Source organism: Streptomyces sp. NPDC008137 (genome assembly GCF_042957035.1).
GTDB lineage: Bacteria > Actinomycetota > Actinomycetes > Streptomycetales > Streptomycetaceae > Streptomyces.
Map to the genome: position 1 here is coordinate 59492 of NZ_JBIBHN010000011.1, position 19701 is coordinate 79192.

General features: G+C 71.0%; 19 protein-coding genes. 13 read left to right on the plus strand and 6 right to left on the minus strand.

Annotation, left to right across the window (positions count from 1 at the left end; translation table 11 throughout):
• Position 1 precedes the first annotated feature (1 nt).
• Positions 2 to 1327 carry a DUF2252 family protein gene (locus ACFZBT_RS19730; protein WP_391105059.1) on the minus strand — a complete coding sequence of 442 codons (1326 nt, stop codon included), beginning with the start codon at positions 1325 to 1327 and terminating at the stop codon, positions 2 to 4.
• A gap of 215 nt (positions 1328 to 1542) precedes the next feature.
• On the opposite strand from ACFZBT_RS19730, the gene dnaE reads away from it, so the two are divergent.
• Complete coding sequence (gene dnaE, locus ACFZBT_RS19735; RefSeq protein ID WP_391105061.1) at positions 1543 to 5082, plus strand: DNA polymerase III subunit alpha; 3540 nt, start codon at positions 1543 to 1545, stop codon at positions 5080 to 5082.
• Between the two features lie 96 nt (positions 5083 to 5178).
• Here the strand turns inward: dnaE and ACFZBT_RS19740 are convergent, their stop codons facing one another.
• On the minus strand, positions 5179 to 5346 hold the full coding sequence (locus tag ACFZBT_RS19740) for a hypothetical protein (RefSeq protein WP_251057969.1): 168 nt from the start codon (positions 5344 to 5346) through the stop codon (positions 5179 to 5181).
• Between the two features lie 222 nt (positions 5347 to 5568).
• Between ACFZBT_RS19740 and ACFZBT_RS19745 the strand changes: the two genes are divergently transcribed.
• The 4 genes from ACFZBT_RS19745 (at position 5569) to ACFZBT_RS19760 (ending at position 9546) form a co-directional block, all read left to right on the plus strand.
• On the plus strand, positions 5569 to 6777 hold the full coding sequence (locus ACFZBT_RS19745; protein ID WP_391105064.1) for an NYN domain-containing protein: 1209 nt from the start codon (positions 5569 to 5571) through the stop codon (positions 6775 to 6777).
• Positions 6778 to 6899: 122 nt separating this feature from the next.
• Complete coding sequence (locus ACFZBT_RS19750; RefSeq protein WP_391105066.1) at positions 6900 to 7874, plus strand: ATP-binding cassette domain-containing protein; 975 nt, start codon at positions 6900 to 6902, stop codon at positions 7872 to 7874.
• A 107-nt stretch (positions 7875 to 7981) separates the two neighbouring features.
• Positions 7982 to 8803 (plus strand): ABC transporter permease, encoded by an 822-nt coding sequence (locus tag ACFZBT_RS19755; RefSeq protein ID WP_391105068.1) that lies wholly within the window; start codon positions 7982 to 7984, stop codon positions 8801 to 8803.
• A 56-nt stretch (positions 8804 to 8859) separates the two neighbouring features.
• Positions 8860 to 9546: an AAA family ATPase gene (locus ACFZBT_RS19760; RefSeq protein WP_391105070.1), complete on the plus strand. Its 687-nt coding sequence runs from the start codon at positions 8860 to 8862 to the stop codon at positions 9544 to 9546.
• A 239-nt stretch (positions 9547 to 9785) separates the two neighbouring features.
• Here ACFZBT_RS19760 and ybaK read toward each other — a convergent pair whose 3' ends face one another.
• The 4 genes from ybaK to ACFZBT_RS19780 form a co-directional block, all read right to left on the minus strand.
• Positions 9786 to 10289 carry a Cys-tRNA(Pro) deacylase gene (gene ybaK / locus ACFZBT_RS19765; RefSeq protein WP_391105072.1) on the minus strand — a complete coding sequence of 168 codons (504 nt, stop codon included), beginning with the start codon at positions 10287 to 10289 and terminating at the stop codon, positions 9786 to 9788.
• An 11-nt stretch (positions 10290 to 10300) separates the two neighbouring features.
• Positions 10301 to 11041 (minus strand): LON peptidase substrate-binding domain-containing protein, encoded by a 741-nt coding sequence (locus ACFZBT_RS19770; RefSeq protein WP_391105074.1) that lies wholly within the window; start codon positions 11039 to 11041, stop codon positions 10301 to 10303.
• Positions 11042 to 11052: 11 nt separating this feature from the next.
• Positions 11053 to 12084: a hypothetical protein gene (locus tag ACFZBT_RS19775; protein WP_391105076.1), complete on the minus strand. Its 1032-nt coding sequence runs from the start codon at positions 12082 to 12084 to the stop codon at positions 11053 to 11055.
• A 121-nt stretch (positions 12085 to 12205) separates the two neighbouring features.
• Positions 12206 to 13783, minus strand: a complete 1578-nt coding sequence (locus ACFZBT_RS19780; protein ID WP_391105078.1) for an oxidoreductase — start codon at positions 13781 to 13783, stop codon at positions 12206 to 12208.
• A 179-nt stretch (positions 13784 to 13962) separates the two neighbouring features.
• Between ACFZBT_RS19780 and hisD the strand changes: the two genes are divergently transcribed.
• Genes hisD through hisF form a run of 8 tightly spaced genes read left to right on the plus strand, consistent with a single transcriptional unit; the run spans position 13963 to position 19667 of the window.
• Positions 13963 to 15288 (plus strand): histidinol dehydrogenase, encoded by a 1326-nt coding sequence (hisD, locus tag ACFZBT_RS19785; protein ID WP_391105080.1) that lies wholly within the window; start codon positions 13963 to 13965, stop codon positions 15286 to 15288.
• The gene (locus ACFZBT_RS19790) at positions 15285 to 16391 is read left to right on the plus strand and encodes a histidinol-phosphate transaminase (protein ID WP_391105082.1); all 1107 of its coding nucleotides are present in this window, start codon (positions 15285 to 15287) and stop codon (positions 16389 to 16391) included. Before hisD ends, ACFZBT_RS19790 begins: the two co-directional genes overlap by 4 nt.
• Positions 16388 to 16981, plus strand: a complete 594-nt coding sequence (gene hisB / locus ACFZBT_RS19795; RefSeq protein ID WP_030248649.1) for an imidazoleglycerol-phosphate dehydratase HisB — start codon at positions 16388 to 16390, stop codon at positions 16979 to 16981. The genes ACFZBT_RS19790 and hisB overlap by 4 nt, the downstream gene beginning before the upstream one ends.
• A complete protein-coding gene (locus ACFZBT_RS19800) occupies positions 16978 to 17142 on the plus strand; it encodes a hypothetical protein (protein ID WP_355826654.1) in 165 nt (54 codons plus the stop codon). The genes hisB and ACFZBT_RS19800 overlap by 4 nt, the downstream gene beginning before the upstream one ends.
• On the plus strand, positions 17133 to 17783 hold the full coding sequence (gene hisH / locus ACFZBT_RS19805) for an imidazole glycerol phosphate synthase subunit HisH (RefSeq protein ID WP_391105085.1): 651 nt from the start codon (positions 17133 to 17135) through the stop codon (positions 17781 to 17783). The genes ACFZBT_RS19800 and hisH overlap by 10 nt, the downstream gene beginning before the upstream one ends.
• Positions 17783 to 18523, plus strand: coding sequence for a bifunctional 1-(5-phosphoribosyl)-5-((5-phosphoribosylamino)methylideneamino)imidazole-4-carboxamide isomerase/phosphoribosylanthranilate isomerase PriA (priA, locus tag ACFZBT_RS19810; RefSeq protein ID WP_391105087.1), 741 nt, complete (start codon positions 17783 to 17785; stop codon positions 18521 to 18523). The genes hisH and priA overlap by 1 nt, the downstream gene beginning before the upstream one ends.
• The gene (locus ACFZBT_RS19815; RefSeq protein ID WP_391105089.1) at positions 18520 to 18915 is read left to right on the plus strand and encodes a Rid family hydrolase; all 396 of its coding nucleotides are present in this window, start codon (positions 18520 to 18522) and stop codon (positions 18913 to 18915) included. The genes priA and ACFZBT_RS19815 overlap by 4 nt, the downstream gene beginning before the upstream one ends.
• On the plus strand, positions 18912 to 19667 hold the full coding sequence (gene hisF, locus ACFZBT_RS19820) for an imidazole glycerol phosphate synthase subunit HisF (protein WP_391105091.1): 756 nt from the start codon (positions 18912 to 18914) through the stop codon (positions 19665 to 19667). The genes ACFZBT_RS19815 and hisF overlap by 4 nt, the downstream gene beginning before the upstream one ends.
• The last annotated feature ends 34 nt before the right edge of the window (positions 19668 to 19701 follow it).

Below are 19701 nucleotides of genomic sequence, written 5' to 3' on the forward strand. Positions count from 1 at the left end.
GCTACAGGCCGGGGATCCGGCCGTTGCGGAACAGGTCAACGAAGGTCTGGTGGTCGCCGCGCGCGCGTGCGCCGTAGCTGTGCGCGAAGTCGACCAGCAGCGGCGGGAAGCCGTCCTCGTCGGCCGCGATCGCCGCGTCGATGGCCCGCTCCGTGGAGAACGGCACCAAGGACTCCCCGGACTGGTCGTCCGCCGCCGAGTGCATCGTGGCCGTCGCCCGGCCGAGGTCGGCCACCACCTGGGCGATCTCCTCCGGGTCGTCGATGTCGCCCCAGTCGAGATCCACCGCGTACGGCGAGACCTCGGCGACCAGCTGGCCCGAGCCGTCCAGCTCCGTCCAGCCCAGCCACGGGTCGGCGTGCGCCTGGAGGGCGCGCTGGGAGATGACCGTGCGGTGCCCCTCGTGCTGGAAGTAGCCGCGAATCGCCTGGTCCGTGATGTGCCGGGAGACGGCCGGGGTCTGGGCCTGCTTGATGTAGATCACGACATCGTTCTCCAGGGCGTCGCTGTGGCCCTCCAGGAGGATGTTGTACGACGGCAGTCCCGCCGATCCGATGCCGATGCCGCGCCGGCCGACGACGTCCTTCACGCGGTAGGAGTCCGGGCGGGCCAGCGAGCTGTCCGGCAGCGTCTCCAGATAGCCGTCGAAGGCGGCGAGCACCTTGTAGCGCGTGGCCGCGTCCAGCTCGACGGAGCCGCCGCCCGGCGCGAAGCGGCGCTCGAAGTCGCGGATCTCCGTCATCGACTCCAGCAGGCCGAACCGGGTCAGCGAGCGGGCGTCGCGCAGCGCGTCCAGCAGCGGGCCCTGCGCGGTGTCCAGCGTGAACGGCGGCACCTCGTCGCTCTTGGCCCCAGTGGCCAGCGCGTGGATCCGCTCGCGGTAGGCCACCGCGTAGATCGTCACCAGCTCGGAGATCTGCTCGTCGCTGAGCGCCTTCGCGTACCCGATCAGCGCGATGGAGGCGGCGAAGCGCTTCAGATCCCAGGTGAAGGGGCCGACGTAGGCCTCGTCGAAGTCGTTGACGTTGAAGATCAGCCGGCCGTTCGCGTCCATGTACGTGCCGAAGTTCTCCGCGTGCAGGTCGCCGTGGATCCACACCCGCGAGGTGCGCTCGTCCAGGTACGGCCCGCCCCGCTTCTCCGCCTCGAGGTCGTTGTAGAAGAGGCACGCCGTGCCCCGGTAGAAGGCGAAGGCCGAGGCCGCCATCTTCCGGAACTTCACCCGGAAGGCGGCCGGGTCGGCGGCCAGCAGCTGGCCGAAGGCGGTGTCGAAGACGGCGAGGATCTCCTCACCGCGGTGCTCGTCGTCGAGCTGCGGGAACGACATCGCTGGGTGCCTCCTGGTGCAGATGTTCAGGGCGGCAGGTCCGCCCCTTGCCTAACGTGCGGCGGGTCGCGGGAGTGCCCCGGACCCTCGCATGAAGGTACGCGGGTCAGCCCTCGGAGTGTCAGTGCCGAGGCATAGACTTCGACGCTGTCCCCCAGACTGTGCGCAGCCTGTCGGACCCCATTCGACGTACGTTTTCTCTGGAGGCCGCTGCCGTGTCAAAGCCGCCGTTCACGCACCTGCACGTCCACACCCAGTACTCGCTGCTGGACGGTGCCGCGCGGCTGAAGGACATGTTCAACGCGTGCAACGAGATGGGCATGTCGCACATCGCCATGTCCGACCACGGCAACCTCCACGGGGCGTACGACTTCTTCCACAGCGCGCAGAAGGCCGGGGTCACGCCGATCATCGGCATCGAGGCGTATGTCGCGCCCGAGTCCCGCCGCAACAAGCGCAAGATCCAGTGGGGCCAGCCGCACCAGAAGCGGGACGACGTCTCCGGCTCCGGTGGTTACACCCACAAGACGATGTGGGCGGTGAACAGCACCGGCCTGCACAACCTCTTCCGCCTGTCCTCCGACGCGTACGCGGAGGGCTGGCTCCAGAAGTGGCCCCGCATGGACAAGGAGACCATCTCCCAGTGGTCCGAGGGCATCGTCGCCTCCACCGGCTGCCCCTCCGGCGAGGTCCAGACCCGCCTGCGCCTCGGCCACTTCGACGAGGCCCTCAAGGCCGCCGCCGACTACCAGGACATCTTCGGCAAGGACCGCTACTTCCTGGAGCTGATGGACCACGGCATCGAGATCGAGCGCCGGGTCCGCGACGGCCTGCTGGAGATCGGCAAGAAGCTCGGCATCCCCCCGCTGGTCACCAACGACTCGCACTACACCTACTCGCACGAGGCGTCCGCCCACGACGCCCTGCTGTGCATCCAGACCGGCAAGAACCTCTCCGACCCCGACCGCTTCCGGTTCGACGGCACCGGCTACTACCTGAAGTCCACCGAGGAGATGTACGCCATCGACTCCTCGGACGCCTGGCAGGAGGGCTGCGCCAACACCCGCCTGGTCGCCGAGATGGTCGACACCACGGGCATGTTCGAGAAGCGCGACCTGATGCCCAAGTTCGACATCCCCGAGGGGTACACCGAGGTCACCTGGTTCAAGGAGGAGGTCCGCCGCGGCATGGAGCGCCGCTTCTCGGGCGCCGTCCCCGAGGACCGCCAGAAGCAGGCCGAGTACGAGATGGACACCATCATCTCGATGGGCTTCCCGGGCTACTTCCTCGTGGTCGCCGACTTCATCATGTGGGCCAAGAAGCAGGGCATCGCGGTCGGCCCCGGCCGAGGCTCCGCGGCCGGCTCGATCGTCGCCTACGCCATGGGCATCACCGACCTCGACCCGATCCCGCACGGCCTGATCTTCGAGCGGTTCCTCAACCCCGAGCGCGTCTCCATGCCCGATGTCGACATCGACTTCGACGAGCGCCGGCGCGTCGAGGTGATCCGGTACGTGACGGAGAAGTACGGCGCCGACAAGGTCGCCATGATCGGCACCTACGGCACCATCAAGGCCAAGAACGCGATCAAGGACTCCGCGCGCGTGCTGGGCTACCCGTACGCGATGGGCGACCGCCTCACCAAGGCCATGCCCGCCGACGTCCTCGGCAAGGGCATCAACCTCGACGGCATCACCAACCCCGAGCACCCCCGTTACTCGGAGGCGGGCGAGATCCGGGGGATGTACGAGAACGAGCCGGATGTGAAGAAGGTCATCGACACCGCCAAGGGCGTCGAGGGCCTGGTCCGCCAGATGGGTGTGCATGCCGCCGGCGTGATCATGTCCAGCGAGACGATCACCGACCACGTCCCCGTCTGGGTCAGGCACACGGACAAGGTCACCATCACCCAGTGGGACTACCCGAGCTGTGAGTCGCTCGGCCTGCTGAAGATGGACTTCCTCGGCCTGCGCAACCTGACGATCATGGACGACGCCGTCAAGATGGTGAAGTCCAACAAGGGGGTCGACATCGACCTCCTGAGCCTCCCGCTCGACGACCCCACGACCTTCGAACTGCTCCAGCGCGGCGACACCCTCGGCGTCTTCCAGTTCGACGGCGGCCCGATGCGCTCCCTGCTCCGGCTGATGAAGCCGGACAACTTCGAAGACATCTCCGCCGTGTCGGCCCTGTACCGTCCGGGCCCGATGGGCATGAACTCCCACACGAACTACGCCCTTCGAAAGAACGGCCAGCAGGAGATCACGCCCATCCACAAGGAGCTCGAAGAGCCCCTCAGGGAAGTCCTGGACGTCACCCACGGCCTGATCGTCTACCAGGAGCAGGTGCAGAAGGCCGCCCAGATCATCGCCGGCTACTCGCTCGGCGAGGCCGACATCCTCCGCCGTGTGATGGGCAAGAAGAAGCCCGAGGAACTGGCGAAGAACTTCGTCCTCTTCCAGGAGGGCGCCCGCAAGAAGGGCTACAGCGACGAGGCCATCCAGGCCCTGTGGGACGTGCTGGTCCCCTTCGCCGGCTACGCGTTCAACAAGGCGCACTCCGCCGCGTACGGCCTGGTCTCGTACTGGACCGCCTATCTCAAGGCGAACCACCCCGCCGAGTACATGGCCGCCCTGCTCACCTCGGTGAAGGACGACAAGGACAAGTCGGCCGTCTACCTCAACGAGTGCCGCCGCATGGGCATCAAGGTGCTCCCGCCGGACGTCAACGAGTCGATGTCCAACTTCGCGGCCCAGGGCGACGACGTGATCCTGTTCGGCCTCTCCGCCGTCCGCAACGTCGGCACGAACGTCGTCGAGTCGATCATCAGGTGCCGCAAGGCCAAGGGGAAGTACGTCTCCTTCCCGGACTACCTCGACAAGGTGGAGGCGGTGGTCTGCAACAAGCGCACCACCGAATCGCTGATCAAGGCCGGCGCCTTCGACGCCATGGGCCACACCCGCAAGGGTCTGACCGCGCACTACGAGCCGATGATCGACAACGTGGTCGCGGTCAAGCGCAAGGAGGCCGAGGGCCAGTTCGACCTCTTCGGCGGCATGGGCGAGGCCGAGACCAGCGAGCCGGGCTTCGGTCTCGACGTGGAGTTCTCCCCCGACGAGTGGGACAAGACCTATCTGCTCGCCCAGGAGCGGGAGATGCTCGGTCTGTACGTCTCCGACCACCCGCTGTTCGGCCTGGAGCACATCCTGTCCGACAAGGCCGACGCGGGTATCTCCCAGCTGACCGGAGGCGACTACTCCGACGGCTCCGTGGTGACCATCGGCGGCATCATCTCGGGCCTCCAGCGCAAGATGACCAAGCAGGGCAACGCCTGGGCCATCGCCACCGTCGAGGATCTCGCCGGTTCGATCGAGTGCATGTTCTTCCCAGCGACCTACCAGCTCGTCTCGACCCAACTCGTCGAGGACGCCGTGGTGTTCGTCAAGGGCCGCCTCGACAAGCGCGAGGACATCCCGCGGCTCGTCGCGATGGAGCTGATGGTCCCGGACCTGTCGAACGCGGGTACCAACGCGCCCGTGATCCTCACCATCCCGGCCACCCGGGTCACCCCGCCGCTGGTCAGCCGCCTCGGCGAGGTGCTCAGCCACCACAAGGGCGACAGCGAGGTCCGGATCAGGCTCCAGGGGCCGACCAAGACCACCGTGCTGCGTCTGGACCGGCACCGGGTGAAGCCGGACCCTGCGCTCTTCGGTGATCTGAAGGTGCTGCTGGGGCCGGCCTGCCTGGCCGGCTGAGGGCTCTTGATGCGCGTGAGGGGCGTACCCGGTACCGGGTACGCCCCTCACGCATATGCGCAAGTGAGTGGGTCTCAACGACCCGTCACGCAGATGTCAGTTGTGGCCGAAGCTGCGCTTCCGCTTGCGGGTCGCGATGTCGCCGGGGGCGGCCACCTCGACCTCGGGCTGGGGTTCCGTCTGCGCCGCGGGGCTGCGGTCCGCCCGCTGGCCACGCTCGGTGGGGCGCTGCTGTTTACGGTCACGGTTCTTGTTCTTGGCCATGGTGATGCCTCCTGTGGGGGATCTAGGGGCCAGGGCCGGGACCAGATTCACACAGGCCGACAACGATCGCATGTCGGACAATTACCGTGCGTGACAGGCCTGGTCGGTGTGGGAACCCCCGAAACGCCACGCCGAAGATCGAGTTCCGGCCGTTAACCTCCGCACCGTCGGGCAGACTCGAAGCAAGCCCGAAGCAAACCTCCTGGGAAGAGGGTGAGTCGTGTGGACCGCTGCATCGTCCTGGTGGACGCCGGGTATCTGCTGGGAGCGGCGGCGAGTCTCCTCGCCGGAGAGCCCTCACGATCTCGCATCACCGTCGACCACACGGCCCTCATCCAGGGGCTGCGGGAACGCGCCGAGTCCGATACACAGCAGCCCCTGCTGCGCATCTACTGGTTCGACGGCGCCCCCGACCGCGTCCCGCAGCCCGAGCACCGCCGGCTGCGCGTGATGCCCCGGGTCACCGTCCGGCTCGGCGCGCTGACCCGCAGCGACGGCCGCTGGGCGCAGAAGGGCGTGGACGCCGCGATGCACGCCGAGCTCACCGAGCTGGCCCGCAACCGCGCCTGCTCCGACATCGTCCTCGTCACCGGCGACGGCGACCTGCTGCCCGGCATGATGGCCGCCAAGGAGCACGGCGTCGCCGTCCACCTGTGGGCCGTCCAGGCCGCCGACGGCGACTACAACCAGTCAGAGGACCTGGTTGCCGAGGCCGACGAGCGGCGCGTCCTGGACCGGACGTGGATCACCAAGGCGGTCCGCGCCAAGGAGTACACCGGCGTGTGCGCCCCGCAGCCCGTGCCCCGGCCCGAGATCGCCGCGATCCTCTCCGCGCCGCTGCCCGAGTCCTCGCTCGCCGCGGCCGAGCGGCCCGCCCCGCCGCCCCCGCACCCGGTGGCAGGCCCCGGTCAGAACGGCACCGAGGAGCGGGTCCCCGCCCCCAAAGGCGTCCCCACCCCCAAAGACCTGGCGGCCCTGCGAGCCCCCGGAACCCAGCCCGCCCAGCCCCCCGCCTCCGCCACCCTCCGCTGGTCCTCCGACAAGGGCTGGGTCGACCGGCCCACGGCCGAGCCCCCGGAAGCCGCCTCGATGCCGACGCTCGCCCAGCTGACCACGGCCGAGCAGCGGTGGGCCGACCGCGAGGAGGACATCACCACGGTCGGCGGCGACCCGTACGAGGTGGGGCAGGTCTTCGCACGGCGCTGGGTGGAGCGCCTCGGCGACCAGGGCCAGCTGCCGAAACTGTCCGGGATGTACCCGCGCATCCCCCACCGGGTCGACGGGGAGCTGCTGCGCTACGCCGCCCGCTTCGGTCTGCTCGCCCACAAGGACGACCAGATCGACGAGCGGGACCGATACGCCATCCGGGCCGGTTTCTGGCGGGAGATCGGCGTGCGCACGGGCGTGGAGCACACGCCCGTCGGTGACTGAGTCCTTGCGGGCGGATTTCCCGGAACGGAGCGACCCGAGAACGGGCCGGGGTTCCCGACCCCGTAGTCTCGTCCCTTGTGAGTAAGCGCGCGGCACAGGCATTTCGGCACGATGGTGACGTCGTGTGCGCGGTCCGCGGGCTGACCAAGACCTATCCCGCGGTGCGCGGCAGGCGGGGCGCGCCCGGAACACCCGAGGTCCGGGCCACGGACGACGTGACGCTGGACATCAGGCGCGGCGAGATCTTCGGCCTGCTCGGGCCGAACGGCGCCGGCAAGTCCACCCTCGTACGGCAGCTCACCGGGCTGATGCGGCCCGACCGCGGCAGCGTGGAGATCCTCGGCCACGACATCGTCCGCCACCCGGAACGGGCCGCGCGCATCCTCGCCTACCTCGGGCAGGAGTCGACCGCCCTCGACGAGCTGACCGTGTCGCTCGCCGCCGAGACCACCGGGCGGCTGCGCGGCCTTGACGTACGGGCCGCACGGGCAGAGCGGGACGACGTACTCGACGAACTGGGTCTCGCACCCCTCGCCGGGCGGCCCCTCAAGAAGCTTTCCGGGGGCCAGCGGCGGCTGGCGTGCTTCGCCGCGGCGCTGGTGGGGGAGCGCTCGCTGCTCGTGCTGGACGAGCCGACCTCCGGCATGGACCCGGTGGCGCGGCGGGCCGTGTGGTCCGCCGTCGACCGGCGGCGCGCCGAACGGGGTACGACGGTGCTGCTCGTCACCCACAACGTCATCGAGGCCGAGACCGTGCTGGACCGGGTGGCCGTCCTCGACCGGGGGAAGGTGATCGCCTGCGACACCCCGGCCGGGCTCAAGGAACAGGTGGCCGGCGAGGTGCGGGTGGAGCTGGTGTGGCGGGACGCGCCGCCGCTGCACGTCCCCGAGGTGGCCGCGCTGCGGGACCGCGTCGTGGAGTCGGGCCGCCGCTGGACGCTCCGGCTGGGGCCCGAGGAGGCCCGGGCGGTCGTCGCCACCGTCACCGGCGGGGCCGCCTTCGCCGCCCTGGACGACTTCACGCTGGCCACGCCGAGCCTGGAGGACGTCTATCTCGCGCTGGGCGGTGCCGTGCAGCAGGGGCTGGTGAAGGCGTGAGGAGTACCGGGGCCCTGAGCGCGGGGGGCTTGAGCGCACAGGCCGCCGCATACGTACCGAACAGGGCGACTGCCGCAGTGGACCCGAGTGAAGGGGAGCAGCGCGACGTGAGTGTCGTACCCGCCGATGTCCTGCCGGGCAGTGCCCTGGCCGTGGAGGAGCCCGCCGCGTGCGCGGCCGAGCTCGGGCCCAGGGCGCGGCTGTGGCCTTCGCTGGCGGCCGTGTACCGGGCACAGCTGTCCCGGGCGCGGGTCGCGCGGATCCCGCTGCTGTTCGTGGCGACCTTCCAGTCGATCGGGATCATGATCCTGATGCGCGGGGTCGTGGACGACGGGGCGGAGGCGCAGGCGGTCGTCGCCGGGTCGTCGGTCCTGGTCGTCGCCTTCGTCGCGCTGAACCTGCTCGCGCAGTACTTCGGGCAGCTGCGGGCCAGTGGCGGACTCGACCACTACGCGACCCTGCCGGTGCCGCCGGCGGCGGTGGTGCTGGGCGCGGCGGGCGCGTACGCCTCGTTCACCGTGCCGGGGACGATCGTGACGGCGGTGTTCGGCTGCGCCCTGTTCGGGCTGCCGCTGGCCCATCTGTGGATCCTCATGGCCGTGATCCCGCTCGCGGGCGCCGCGCTCGCCGGACTGGGGGCGGCGCTGGGGCTGCTCGCGCCCCGGCCGGAGCTGGCCACGCTGCTCGGGCAGCTGGGCATGTCGGCGGCGCTGCTGCTGGGCGTGCTGCCGGCGGACCGGATGCCGGAGGTCGTGCGCTTCGCACGGGATCTGCTGCCGTCGACCTACGGGGTCGAGGCCCTCGCTCGGACGTTCGGGCCGCATCCCGACTGGGCCTTCGTGCTCGGTGACCTCGCCGTGTGCGGGGTGGTGGGCGTCGTCTCGCTGGCCGTGGCGACCTGGGCGTACCGCCGGGCAGCCGTCCGTTGAGCGCGGAGCGGTCGTCCGGTGACGCGGCGCACAGGCGGGACTGGCACGATGGCAGGGTGACCGCACCACTGACTCCGCCACCGCCACCGCATGAACGTTCCGCGCAGGACGCGTGGCAGCCGCCGGCCGCTCCCGGCTCTCAGCACGCCGAGTACGCCGAGGGCGCCGGGCACGGATGGTACGGACAGGACGGCCCCGGCATGAAGACCGAAGTGCGGGAAGCCGCCGTGATCTCGCTGGCCGTCGCGCTCGGCGGGGTGCTGCTCGGAGTGCTCTGGTGGTGGCTCGCGCCGCACGTGCCGCTGGTCGGTGACGTGGTGGAGGGCAACTGGGTCGTCTACCTCAAGGACACCGAGGGCGAGCAGGCCGTGGGGGTCGACGGCACGTTCACGCTGCTCGCGCTGGGCTTCGGGGTCGTCAGCGCGCTGGTCGTGTTCCTGCTGCGGCGGCGTGGGGGTGTGCCGCTGGTGGTGGGACTGGCCGTCGGAGGGCTGCTCGGGTCGTTGCTGGCGTGGCGGCTCGGGGTGTGGCTCGGGCCCGCGGAGGATGTCATCGCGCGGGCGAGGGATGTGGGGCGGGGGGTGACGTTCTCCGCGCCGCTGAAGCTGGGCGCGAAGGGGGCGTTGCTGGCCTGGCCGCTGGCCGCGCTGGTGTTGCATCTGGGGCTCACGGCGTTGTTCGGGCCTCGGGATCCGGAGCCGGAGTTTTCCGAGGGGCCGTATCAGGCGCCGCCTGCCGCGTAGGTGATCGGCGTCGGGGCTGAGGGCGGGGGTTTCGCAGCCCGGCGTGGCGGGGTGCCTCCCTCATCTCGGCTGCGCTCGAGCGGGGGACCCCCACCGCCCACCCGTGCCGCCCCTCGCGGCACGCATGCCCGCGGCTAGGCGGCGTGCGCGTGCCCGCAGCGGGGGCGGCCTCGGGTCCGCAGCCAGGTGGCGTGCGTGCCCGTAGCGGGGGCAGCCGCGGGCCCGCGGCCAGGGAGGCGCTAGGCGCGGCTCACGGGTGCCGGTACCGCTTGTGTCAGCTTGGCCAGGGCCTCAGGGGAGAGTTCCACCTCCAGGCCCCTCCGGCCCGCCGAGACGCAGATCGTCGGGTGGGACGAGGCCGAGTCGTCGAGGACCGTCGGGAGCTTCTTGCGCTGGCCCAGGGGTGAGATACCGCCGCGGACATAACCCGTGGTGCGTTCGGCCAGGGTCGGGTCGGCCATCGTGGCGCGTTTGCCGCCGACCGCTGCCGCCAGGGCCTTCAGGTCCAGTTGGCCCGCCACCGGGACCACCGCGACCGTCAGGGCGCCGTCGACGTCCGCCACCAGCGTCTTGAACACCCGGTCCGGTGAGACGCCCATCGCCTCGGCCGCCTCCTCGCCGTAGGAGGGGTGGGCGGGGTCGTGGTCGTAGGAGTGGACGGTGAAGTCCACGCCCGCCGTCGTGAGCGCGACCGTGGCGGGCGTGCCCCCCGGCTGCTGTTGCTTCTTCGACTTCTTCGCCATGCCGGTCCGCTTCAGTTGAGGCTCATCGGGCCGCGCGTCAGCTCCGACGCCGGCAACGACGGCAGACTACGGATGATGGCCGTCTCCGAGCGAAGGAGTTTCAGCTCGTCGCGCAGGCGGGACGCCGTGTCGGGGGCCTGGAGCAGGCGTTGCTTGGACGGGGTGTCCAGCATCATCGCCGCCGCCACCAGATACGACACCACGCCCGGCTCGTCGGGCAGTTCGGCGCCGGTCGCCAGGGAGCGTTCCCGCGCGCCGGCCAGCCGCTTCTGATACTGGCGGAAGGACCGCAGCACCCCTTCGGCCAGCGGCGCGGCCTCGTCGCCGGGCTCCTCGGGCAGCGTCTCCAGCTCGGCAGTCAGAAAGGGGCCGGAGGCGTCGACGGACAGCAGCCGCACCCGGGAGGTGCCGGTCGCCAGCACTTCGAAGGAGCCGTCGGTCCGCTCCCGGATCGTCGCCGCGTCCGCCACACAGCCCACCTTGTGGAACGCCTTGACCGGGTCCGCGCCGAAACCGGCCAGCGGGCCCTTCTCGGGCAGGGCCGTCGGGTCGGGCATGCCGGGTGCGCTCGGGGCCACCTCGTGGCCGTCGCGGATCGCCACGACGGCGAACCGGCGCGGCTCGTCCTCCGCCGTCTTCAGCAGCTCGCGCATCATGGCGCGATACCGCTCCTCGAAGACGTTCAGCGGGAGCACGAGCCCCGGGAACAGGACGGAGTTCAGGGGGAAGAGGGGGAGCCGGACGGTGGTCACGACGCAAAAGCCTAATGGTCGCCGGAGCGGACTCGTCCGCCCCGTTCACTCCGTGGATGCCAGGGCGGCCGGCCTGCCGTCGCGGCCCGGACCTCGTCGCGTACCCGCAGGAAGTGTCCGAGCGGGTCGTCCGACAGCTGGTCCCACGGGAACGAGGTGGCGTACGGGCCGTTCATCCGCAGCTGCTCGGCGGCGTCCGGCCAGCGCTCCAGACGCACCAGGACGAAGATCAGCATGTTCCGCATCCGGGCGGGCCAGGGGTCGGCCGCCGGCAGCAGCGGGGACAGCGCGATCGCCCGGTCGGCGGCCTCGTCCAGCCGCGCGCGGGGCACCCCGGGCCCGCAGCCGTCGGTCAGGTAGCCGAAGGCCGCCCGCAGCGGGAGCGCCTGGGCGAGGGCGTCGGCGGGCGCGTCCTGTGCGGCCCGGTCGGCGAAGTCGAAGCACTCCTGGTGCGAGCCGTGCCAGAAGTCGGCCAGATAGCGCAGGGCGGCCACATGGGAGCCGTAGTGGTGCGGGGCACGGCGTACCGCCGCCGCCCACAGCTCCTCGAAGTACTTGTGCCCGGCCCGCGCGCCCCGCGCGTGGTCGAGCGCGAGCCGCCACGGCACCGGGTCCCGCTGGTCGCCCCGGGCCGCGGCCGTGAGCAACGGGCTCACCTCGCGCAGCAGCTCGGTGCGGGCCGGCGAGAGCCAGGCGCGGTCCACCGCCAGCTGGGCCCCGACCAGCAGCGCGTCGGGGTCGTGCGGGGCGCTGGCGAGCCAGGCGTCCAGCCATTCGGGGCGCGAGCGGGCGAAGGCGGCCAGCCGGGTCACGTACCGGTCGCGCCGTTCCCACTCGGCCGCCGCGCGGGTGGCCTGGAGCAGCCCGGCGGCCGGTCCGTGATCGCCGCGGGCGGCGGCGACCAGCGCCGGACTCAGCCGGGCGTCGGGCGCGTCGAGCAGCACCTCGTCATCGGTGGCAGGCCCGCCGACGAGGTGGGGGGAGGTCCTTGTCATCCGGCTCGCGCGGATGAACGGGAGCTGCAGAGCCATGGTGTCGACCATTGAAAGACCGCTGGTCACAGCGGCGCCAGATGGTTCGGTGAACTCGCCGAAAGTTGTACGCCCGCTGGTCAAGAGAAGGTAAAGGTGTGACAGTTCAACAACTGTGGTCACACCCGCAACATCAGTTGCGCCGCAACAGTCGCGTGGCCCCCGCCGCCACCGTCGTCGCCAGGATCCAGCCCAGCAGGATCATCGCCGTCGCCAGCCACTGCCAGCCCCCGCGCAACTGCCAGAAGCCCACCTGGCCCAGGTCGATGACCGGCAGCAGCAGATCGAGCGTGAAGAGCGTGGGGCTCCACTCCGGATGCTCGCCCCGCTTCAGCGGCGGATGCCCGGCCTGCGCGAAGGCGAACGAGCCCGCCGCCCACAGCACCGCCATCCACACGGCGGCCCGGCCCGGCCGGTACCCGTAGGCGACCGTCCAGTCCTGCACATAGCCCCACAGCTTGGCGGCCGGCGGCAGGCTCTCGCGGTGCCGGCGCTGCTTGGCCAGCAGTACCTCGCGGGCGTCCTCGTCCTCCCCGCCGGCCCGCAGCACGGACGCGAGCCGCTCGTACGGCTCCGGGTTGTACTCGGCGGTCGCCGCCGCCACCCACTCCAGCCGCTCGGCCAGCGGGAACGGGCCGCGCGGCACGAGGTTCTCGTAGGCGAAGCCGCCCATGTGCAGGCGCCCCGGGCCGGGCCAGGCGTCCGCCCGGTCCATCAGGTTGATGACCTTCGCCCCCGACAGCACCACCCGCCCGCGCGCCGGATGCTCCCCGAGGAACCGCAGCTCGGGCGTCTGCACCCGGCGCAGTGACAGCTCCTGGTCCTCGGTGAGGGCGAGCCGGGCCCGCTCGAAGTCGACTGCGTCGCCGAACCGCCCGTCGTCGAGCCGTATCCCGCCCTCGCACTCGAACCGCTGGATCAGCGTGCCGCGGGCCGGGGTCATCCCGCTCATCGCCTGCGCGCCCACCCCCGCGGGGGTGAGGTACAGGCTGCGCTCGACGGTCAGCTGCGGGGCGTTCAGCGCGAGCCGCGCGTAGGGGTTGGACAGGCGCGCGCCGCGCAGGCTCAGGGAGACGCCGATGGTGGCGGCGCGCAGGCTCAGCTCGCCGTGCGACTCCAGTAGCTCGGCCTGTAAGTCCTGGCCGACGGTCAGGCCGTCCGCGGCGATCGACCGGCCGCTGCGGTCCCGGTGCACGATCGACTGGTTGAGCATCAGGTCCGTGCCGATCTGCGCGTCCGTGATCCGGATGCCGTGGTGGAAACGGCAGCGCGGCAGATGCAGATCGCCCTCGGTGTGCACCCGGGCCGCCTCCAGGCGCGGCACCGAGCAGTCCACCATCCGCAGGGTCGTGAATCGGGCCTCGGGCAGCAGCACGTCCTGCTCGAACCGGCAGTGGCGCATCTCGACGTACGGCACCACCGTGCCGCCGGCGAGGTCGAGTGAGCCGCTGATCCGGACGCCGGCCAGCTTCAGCGCCGACACCCGGCCGGACAGGGCGGGCGGGCCGTCGAGCAGCAGCCAGCAGACGACCCGGGCCCGCACGGTCCGCTCCTCGCCCCACGGCCGGCCCCCGTGCGGATCGTCCACCAGCGGGTCACCGCTGCTCAGGTCGTACACACTGCCGTCACGGAAGGCCTGCCACATGCCGGCCTCGACCACGGTCAGGTCCTCGGGCACATCCCCGGCGCGCACGCCGGCCCCCTCGGTCACGTCGTTCCCTTCCTCCCCGGGTACTCGCGGGTTGGTTGCTTCGTACAACAGTTCATGCCCGCTGGGTGACGCCCCGAAAGCAGGATGTGAAGGGGATCTTCCGGGTTCCCTGCGGCGTTCTGTATCAGCCATTGATACGCGCGGACGACGCCTCACCCGGGTCTGAGAGAATTGAGCACGTGATCTCCCGAATCGATCTGCGCGGCGACGCCCTCCCCGAGGGCACCGCCCTGCGTGACCTGCTGCCCCGAGCCGAATTCGACGTAGCGGCCGCCCTGGAGAAGGTGCGTCCGATCTGCGAGGACGTGCATCATCGGGGCGACGCGGCGCTGATCGACTTCGCCGAGCGGTTCGACGGGGTCAGGCTCGACCAGGTGCGGGTTCCGGCCGCCGCGCTCACGCGCGCGCTGGAGGAGCTCGACCCGGCCGTGCGCGCGGCCCTGGAGGAGTCCATCCGCCGCGCCCGGACCGTCCACCGCGCGCAGCGCCGTGACACGCACACCACACAGGTCGTGCCCGGCGGCTCCGTGACCGAGAAGTGGGTGCCGGTCGACCGGGTCGGGCTCTACGCGCCCGGCGGCCGGTCCGTGTACCCGTCCTCCGTGATCATGAACGTGGTGCCCGCGCAGGAGGCCGGCGTCCAGTCGATCGCCCTCGCCTCTCCCGCCCAGGCCGAGTTCCACGGCCTGCCGCACCCCACCATCCTCGCCGCCTGCGCGCTGCTCGGTGTCGACGAGGTGTACGCGGCCGGCGGCGCCACCGCCGTCGCGATGTTCGCCTACGGCACCGAGTCCTGCGCGCCCGCGAACATGGTCACCGGCCCCGGCAACATCTGGGTCGCCGCCGCCAAGCGCTACTTCACCGGCAGGATCGGCATCGACGCCGAGGCCGGCCCCACCGAGATCGCGGTCCTCGCCGACGACACGGCCGACCCGGTGCACGTCGCCTCCGACCTGATCAGCCAGGCCGAACACGACCCGCTGGCCGCCGCCGTCCTGGTCACCGACTCCGTCGGGCTGGCGGACGCCGTGGAGAAGGAACTGGAGCCGCAGGTCGCGGCCACCCGGCACGTCGACGACCGGATCGTCCCCGCCCTGTCCGGCAAGCAGTCCGCGATCGTGCTGGTCGACGGTGTCGACGAGGGCCTCAGGGTCGTCGACGCGTACGGCGCCGAGCACCTGGAGATCCAGACGGCCGACGCCGCGGCGGTGGCCGACCGGGTCCGCAACGCCGGCGCGATCTTCATCGGCCCCTGGGCCCCCGTCTCCCTCGGCGACTACGCGGCCGGGTCCAACCACGTCCTGCCCACCGGCGGCTGCGCCTGCCACTCCTCGGGCCTGTCCGTCCAGTCCTTCCTGCGCGGCATCCACATCGTCGACTACACGAAGGACGCGCTGGCCGAGGTCGCGCACCATGTGGTGACGCTGGCGGAGGCGGAGGACCTGCCGGCACACGGCGCGGCGATCAAGGCGAGGTTCGGGTGGAAGGTTCCGGAAGGCAAGTGACAGACATCGACGATCTCCCCGTACGGGACGAGCTGCGCGGCAAGTCCCCCTACGGCGCGCCCCAGCTGGACGTCCCCGTACGGCTGAACACCAACGAGAACCCCTACCCGCTGCCCGAGCCGCTGGTCGAGCGCATCGCCGAGCGGGTCCGTGAGGCGGCCCGCAACCTCAACCGCTACCCGGACCGGGACGCGGTCGAGCTGCGCACCAGGCTCGCCGAGTACCTGACGGACACCTCCGGCCACGAGGTCGGCCTGGCCAACGTCTGGGCCGCCAACGGCTCCAACGAGGTCATCCAGCAGCTGCTGCAGACCTTCGGCGGGCCGGGCCGTACGGCGATCGGCTTCGAGCCGTCCTACTCGATGCACGGGCTCATCTCGCGCGGCACGGGCACGGGCTGGATCTCCGGCCCGCGCAATGAGGACTTCACGATCGACCTGGCGGCGGCCGAGAAGGCCATCGCCGAGAACCAGCCGGACGTCGTCTTCGTCACCACCCCCAACAACCCCACGGGCAACGCGGTCCCGCCCGAGACGGTCCTCGCGCTGTACGAGGCCGCGCAGGCCGCCAAGCCGTCGATGGTCGTGGTGGACGAGGCCTACATCGAGTTCAGCCACGGCGACTCGCTGCTGCCGCTGATCGAGGGCCGCCCGAACCTCGTCGTCTCCCGCACGATGTCGAAGGCGTTCGGCGCGGCTGGCCTGCGCCTCGGCTACCTCGCCGCGCACCCGGCCGTCGTGGACGCCGTCCAGCTGGTCCGCCTGCCGTACCACCTGTCGGCCGTCACACAGGCGACCGCCCTGGCCGCCCTGGAGCACACCGCCACCCTGCTGGGCTACGTCGAACAGCTCAAGGCCGAACGGGACCGCCTCGTCGACGAACTGCGCGCGACCGGCTACGAGGTCGTCGAGTCCGACGCGAACTTCGTCCAGTTCGGCAGGTTCGAGGACGCGCACACGGCCTGGCGGAAGATCCTCGACCAGGGTGTGCTGGTCCGGGACAACGGCATCCCCGGGTGGCTGCGGGTGTCCGCCGGAACCCCCGAAGAGAACGACGCGTTCCTCGACGCGGTACGTGCACTGAAGAAGGAGCAGAGTTCATGAGCCGCACCGGACGCGTGGAGCGGACGACCAAGGAGACCACGGTCCTCGTCGAGATAGACCTCGACGGCACCGGCAAGACGGAGATCTCCACCGGCGTCGGCTTCTACGACCACATGCTCGACCAGCTCGGCCGGCACGGTCTGTTCGACCTGACCGTGAAGACCGAGGGCGATCTGCACATCGACTCGCACCACACCATCGAGGACACCGCCCTCGCGCTCGGCGCCGCCTTCAAGCAGGCCCTCGGCGACAAGGTGGGCATCTACCGCTTCGGCAACTGCACGGTCCCGCTGGACGAGTCCCTCGCGCAGGTCACCGTCGACCTGTCCGGCCGCCCCTACCTCGTGCACACCGAGCCCGAGAAGATGGCGCCGATGATCGGCGAGTACGACACCACGATGACGCGGCACATCCTGGAGTCCTTCGTGGCCCAGGCCCAGATCGCGCTGCACGTGCACGTGCCCTACGGGCGCAACGCGCACCACATCGTGGAGTGCCAGTTCAAGGCGCTGGCCCGGGCCCTGCGCTACGCCTCCGAGCGTGACCCGCGCGCGGCCGGCATCCTCCCGTCCACGAAGGGCGCCCTGTGAACGGCATCTCGACCCTGCTGATCGTCGTCGGCCTGTTCCTCGCCGGTGGGATCTACTCCTTCGTCAAGCAGAAGATGCCCAAGGGCCTGATCGTGCTGCTGTCGATCGGCGCCGCGATGTGCCTCGTGGCCGGTGTCGTGAGGCTGGAGGTGTGGAATTGAGCAGCGGTGCCAAGAAGGTAGTCGTCTTCGACTACGGCTTCGGCAACGTCCGCTCCGCCGAGCGTGCTCTCGCGCGCGCGGGAGCCGAGGTCGAGATAACGCGTGACTACGACAAGGCCATGAACGCCGACGGGCTGCTCGTCCCCGGTGTCGGCGCCTTCGCCTCCTGCATGAAGGGCCTGCGCGAGGCACGCGGCGACTGGATCGTCGACCGCAGGCTGTCCGGCGGCCGCCCGGTCATGGGCATCTGCGTCGGCATGCAGATCCTCTTCGCGCGCGGCATCGAGCACGGCGTGGAGACCGACGGCCTCGACGAGTGGCCCGGCTCGGTCGAGCCGCTCCAGGCCGACGTCGTGCCCCACATGGGCTGGAACACCGTGGAGGCCGCGGCCGGCTCGCGGCTGTTCGCCGGCCTGGAGGCGGACGCCCGCTTCTACTTCGTGCACTCCTACGCCGTCCACGACTGGTCGCTGGAGACGCACAACCCGACCATCGAGCCCCCCAAGGTCACCTGGTCCACCCACGGCAAGCCGTTCGTCGCGGCCGTCGAGAACGGCGCCCTGTGGGCCACGCAGTTCCACCCCGAGAAGTCCGGCGACGCCGGAGCGCAGCTGCTGAACAACTGGATCGGAACCCTCTGATGTCCCCGAAGTCCTCCGTGAAGCTCGAACTCCTCCCCGCCGTCGACGTCCGGGACGGCCAGGCGGTCCGCCTGGTGCACGGCGAGTCCGGTTCGGAGACCTCCTACGGCTCCCCCCTGGAGGCCGCCCTCGCCTGGCAGCGCTCCGGCGCCGAGTGGCTGCACCTGGTCGACCTGGACGCCGCGTTCGGCACCGGGAACAACCGCGAGCTGATCGCCGAGGTCGCGCAGGCCATGGACATCAAGGTGGAGCTGTCCGGCGGGATCCGCGACGACGACACCCTCGCCGCCGCCCTGGCCACCGGCTGCAAGCGCGTGAACCTCGGCACGGCCGCCCTGGAGACCCCCGAGTGGGTCGCCAAGGTCATCGCCGAGCACGGCGACCAGATCGCCGTCGGCCTCGACGTACGCGGCACGACCCTGCGCGGCCGGGGCTGGACCCGCGACGGCGGCGACCTCTACGAGACGCTGGCCCGTCTCGACAAGGAGGGCTGCGCCCGGTACGTCGTCACGGACATCGCCAAGGACGGCACGCTCCAGGGCCCCAACCTGGAGCTGCTGCGCAATGTCTGCGCCGCCACCGACCGCCCGGTCGTGGCCTCCGGTGGCGTGTCGTCGCTGGACGACCTGCGGGCGATCGCCGAACTCGTCCCCCTCGGTGTCGAGGGCGCGATCGTAGGGAAGGCGCTGTACGCGAAGGCGTTCACCCTGGAAGAGGCCTTGGAGGCTGTGTCGTCATGACCCCCCGGCGCGTGCGGAGCGGAAGTCCCTGGGAAGAGTCCTTCGGTTTTGCACGCGCCGTCGAGGCGGGCGACCGGGTGCTGGTCGCGGGCACGACCGCCTTCAAGGGCGATGTGCTCTACGGCGAGGGCGACCCGTACGAGCAGGCCAAGGTGGCCTTCACCACCGCCCTGGAGGCGATCGCCGAGTTCGGACTCACCGCCGATTCCGTGATCCGCACCCGGGTGTATCTGGCCCACGCGCGGGACGTCGACGCGGTGGGCCGGGCTCACAAGGAACTGTTCGACACCGTGCGGCCGGTCACGACCCTGCTGGTCGTGGAGGGCTTCATCGACTCCCGGGTCCTGGTGTCGGTCGAAGTGGAAGCGTATAGAGGAGCCGTGGATTCATGACCCTGGCGGTCCGAGTCATCCCCTGCCTGGACGTGGACAACGGCCGGGTCGTCAAGGGCGTCAACTTCCAGAACCTGCGCGACGCGGGCGACCCCGTCGAGATGGCCAAGGTGTACGACGCCGAGGGCGCCGACGAGCTGACGTTCCTGGACATCACCGCCTCGTCGGGCAACCGCGAGACGACGTACGACGTGGTGCGCCGTACCGCCGAGCAGGTCTTCATCCCGCTCACCGTCGGCGGCGGCGTCCGCGCGGCCGAGGACGTGGACAAGCTGCTGCGGGCGGGCGCGGACAAGGTCGGCGTCAACACGGCGGCGATCGCCCGCCCCGAGCTGATCCGCGAGATCGCCGAGCGCTTCGGCCGCCAGGTGCTGGTCCTCTCGGTGGACGCCCGCCGCACCGAGTCGGGCTCCTTCGAGGTGACCACCCACGGCGGCCGCAAGGGCACCGGAATCGACGCCGTCGAGTGGGCGCACCGGGCCGCCGAGCTGGGCGCGGGCGAGATCCTGCTCAACTCGATGGACGCGGACGGCACGAAGGACGGCTACGACCTGGAGATGATCCGGGCCGTACGCAAGCACGTCACCGTCCCCGTGATCGCCTCGGGCGGCGCCGGGAAGCTGACCGACTTCCCGCCAGCCGTCGGGGCGGGCGCGGACGCGGTGCTGGCCGCGTCGGTCTTCCACTTCGGGGACCTGCGCATCGGCGAGGTCAAGGAGACACTGCGGGAGGCGGGTCACCCGGTGCGGTGACCCCCTCGCCCTGGCCCCTTCGCCGGGAGTCCGT

Coding starts and splice junctions, on each gene's coding strand:
- ybaK (WP_391105072.1), bottom strand. CDS start 10,289: ATGGCGAAGAAGTCGAAGAAGCAACAGCAGCCGGGGGGCACGCCCGCC.
- hisB (WP_030248649.1), top strand. CDS start 16,388: ATGAGCCGCACCGGACGCGTGGAGCGGACGACCAAGGAGACCACGGTC.
- ACFZBT_RS19815 (WP_391105089.1), top strand. CDS start 18,520: ATGACCCCCCGGCGCGTGCGGAGCGGAAGTCCCTGGGAAGAGTCCTTC.
- hisF (WP_391105091.1), top strand. CDS start 18,912: ATGACCCTGGCGGTCCGAGTCATCCCCTGCCTGGACGTGGACAACGGC.
- ACFZBT_RS19730 (WP_391105059.1), bottom strand. CDS start 1,327: ATGTCGTTCCCGCAGCTCGACGACGAGCACCGCGGTGAGGAGATCCTC.
- ACFZBT_RS19775 (WP_391105076.1), bottom strand. CDS start 12,084: ATGGTCGACACCATGGCTCTGCAGCTCCCGTTCATCCGCGCGAGCCGG.
- priA (WP_391105087.1), top strand. CDS start 17,783: ATGTCCCCGAAGTCCTCCGTGAAGCTCGAACTCCTCCCCGCCGTCGAC.
- ACFZBT_RS19740 (WP_251057969.1), bottom strand. CDS start 5,346: ATGGCCAAGAACAAGAACCGTGACCGTAAACAGCAGCGCCCCACCGAG.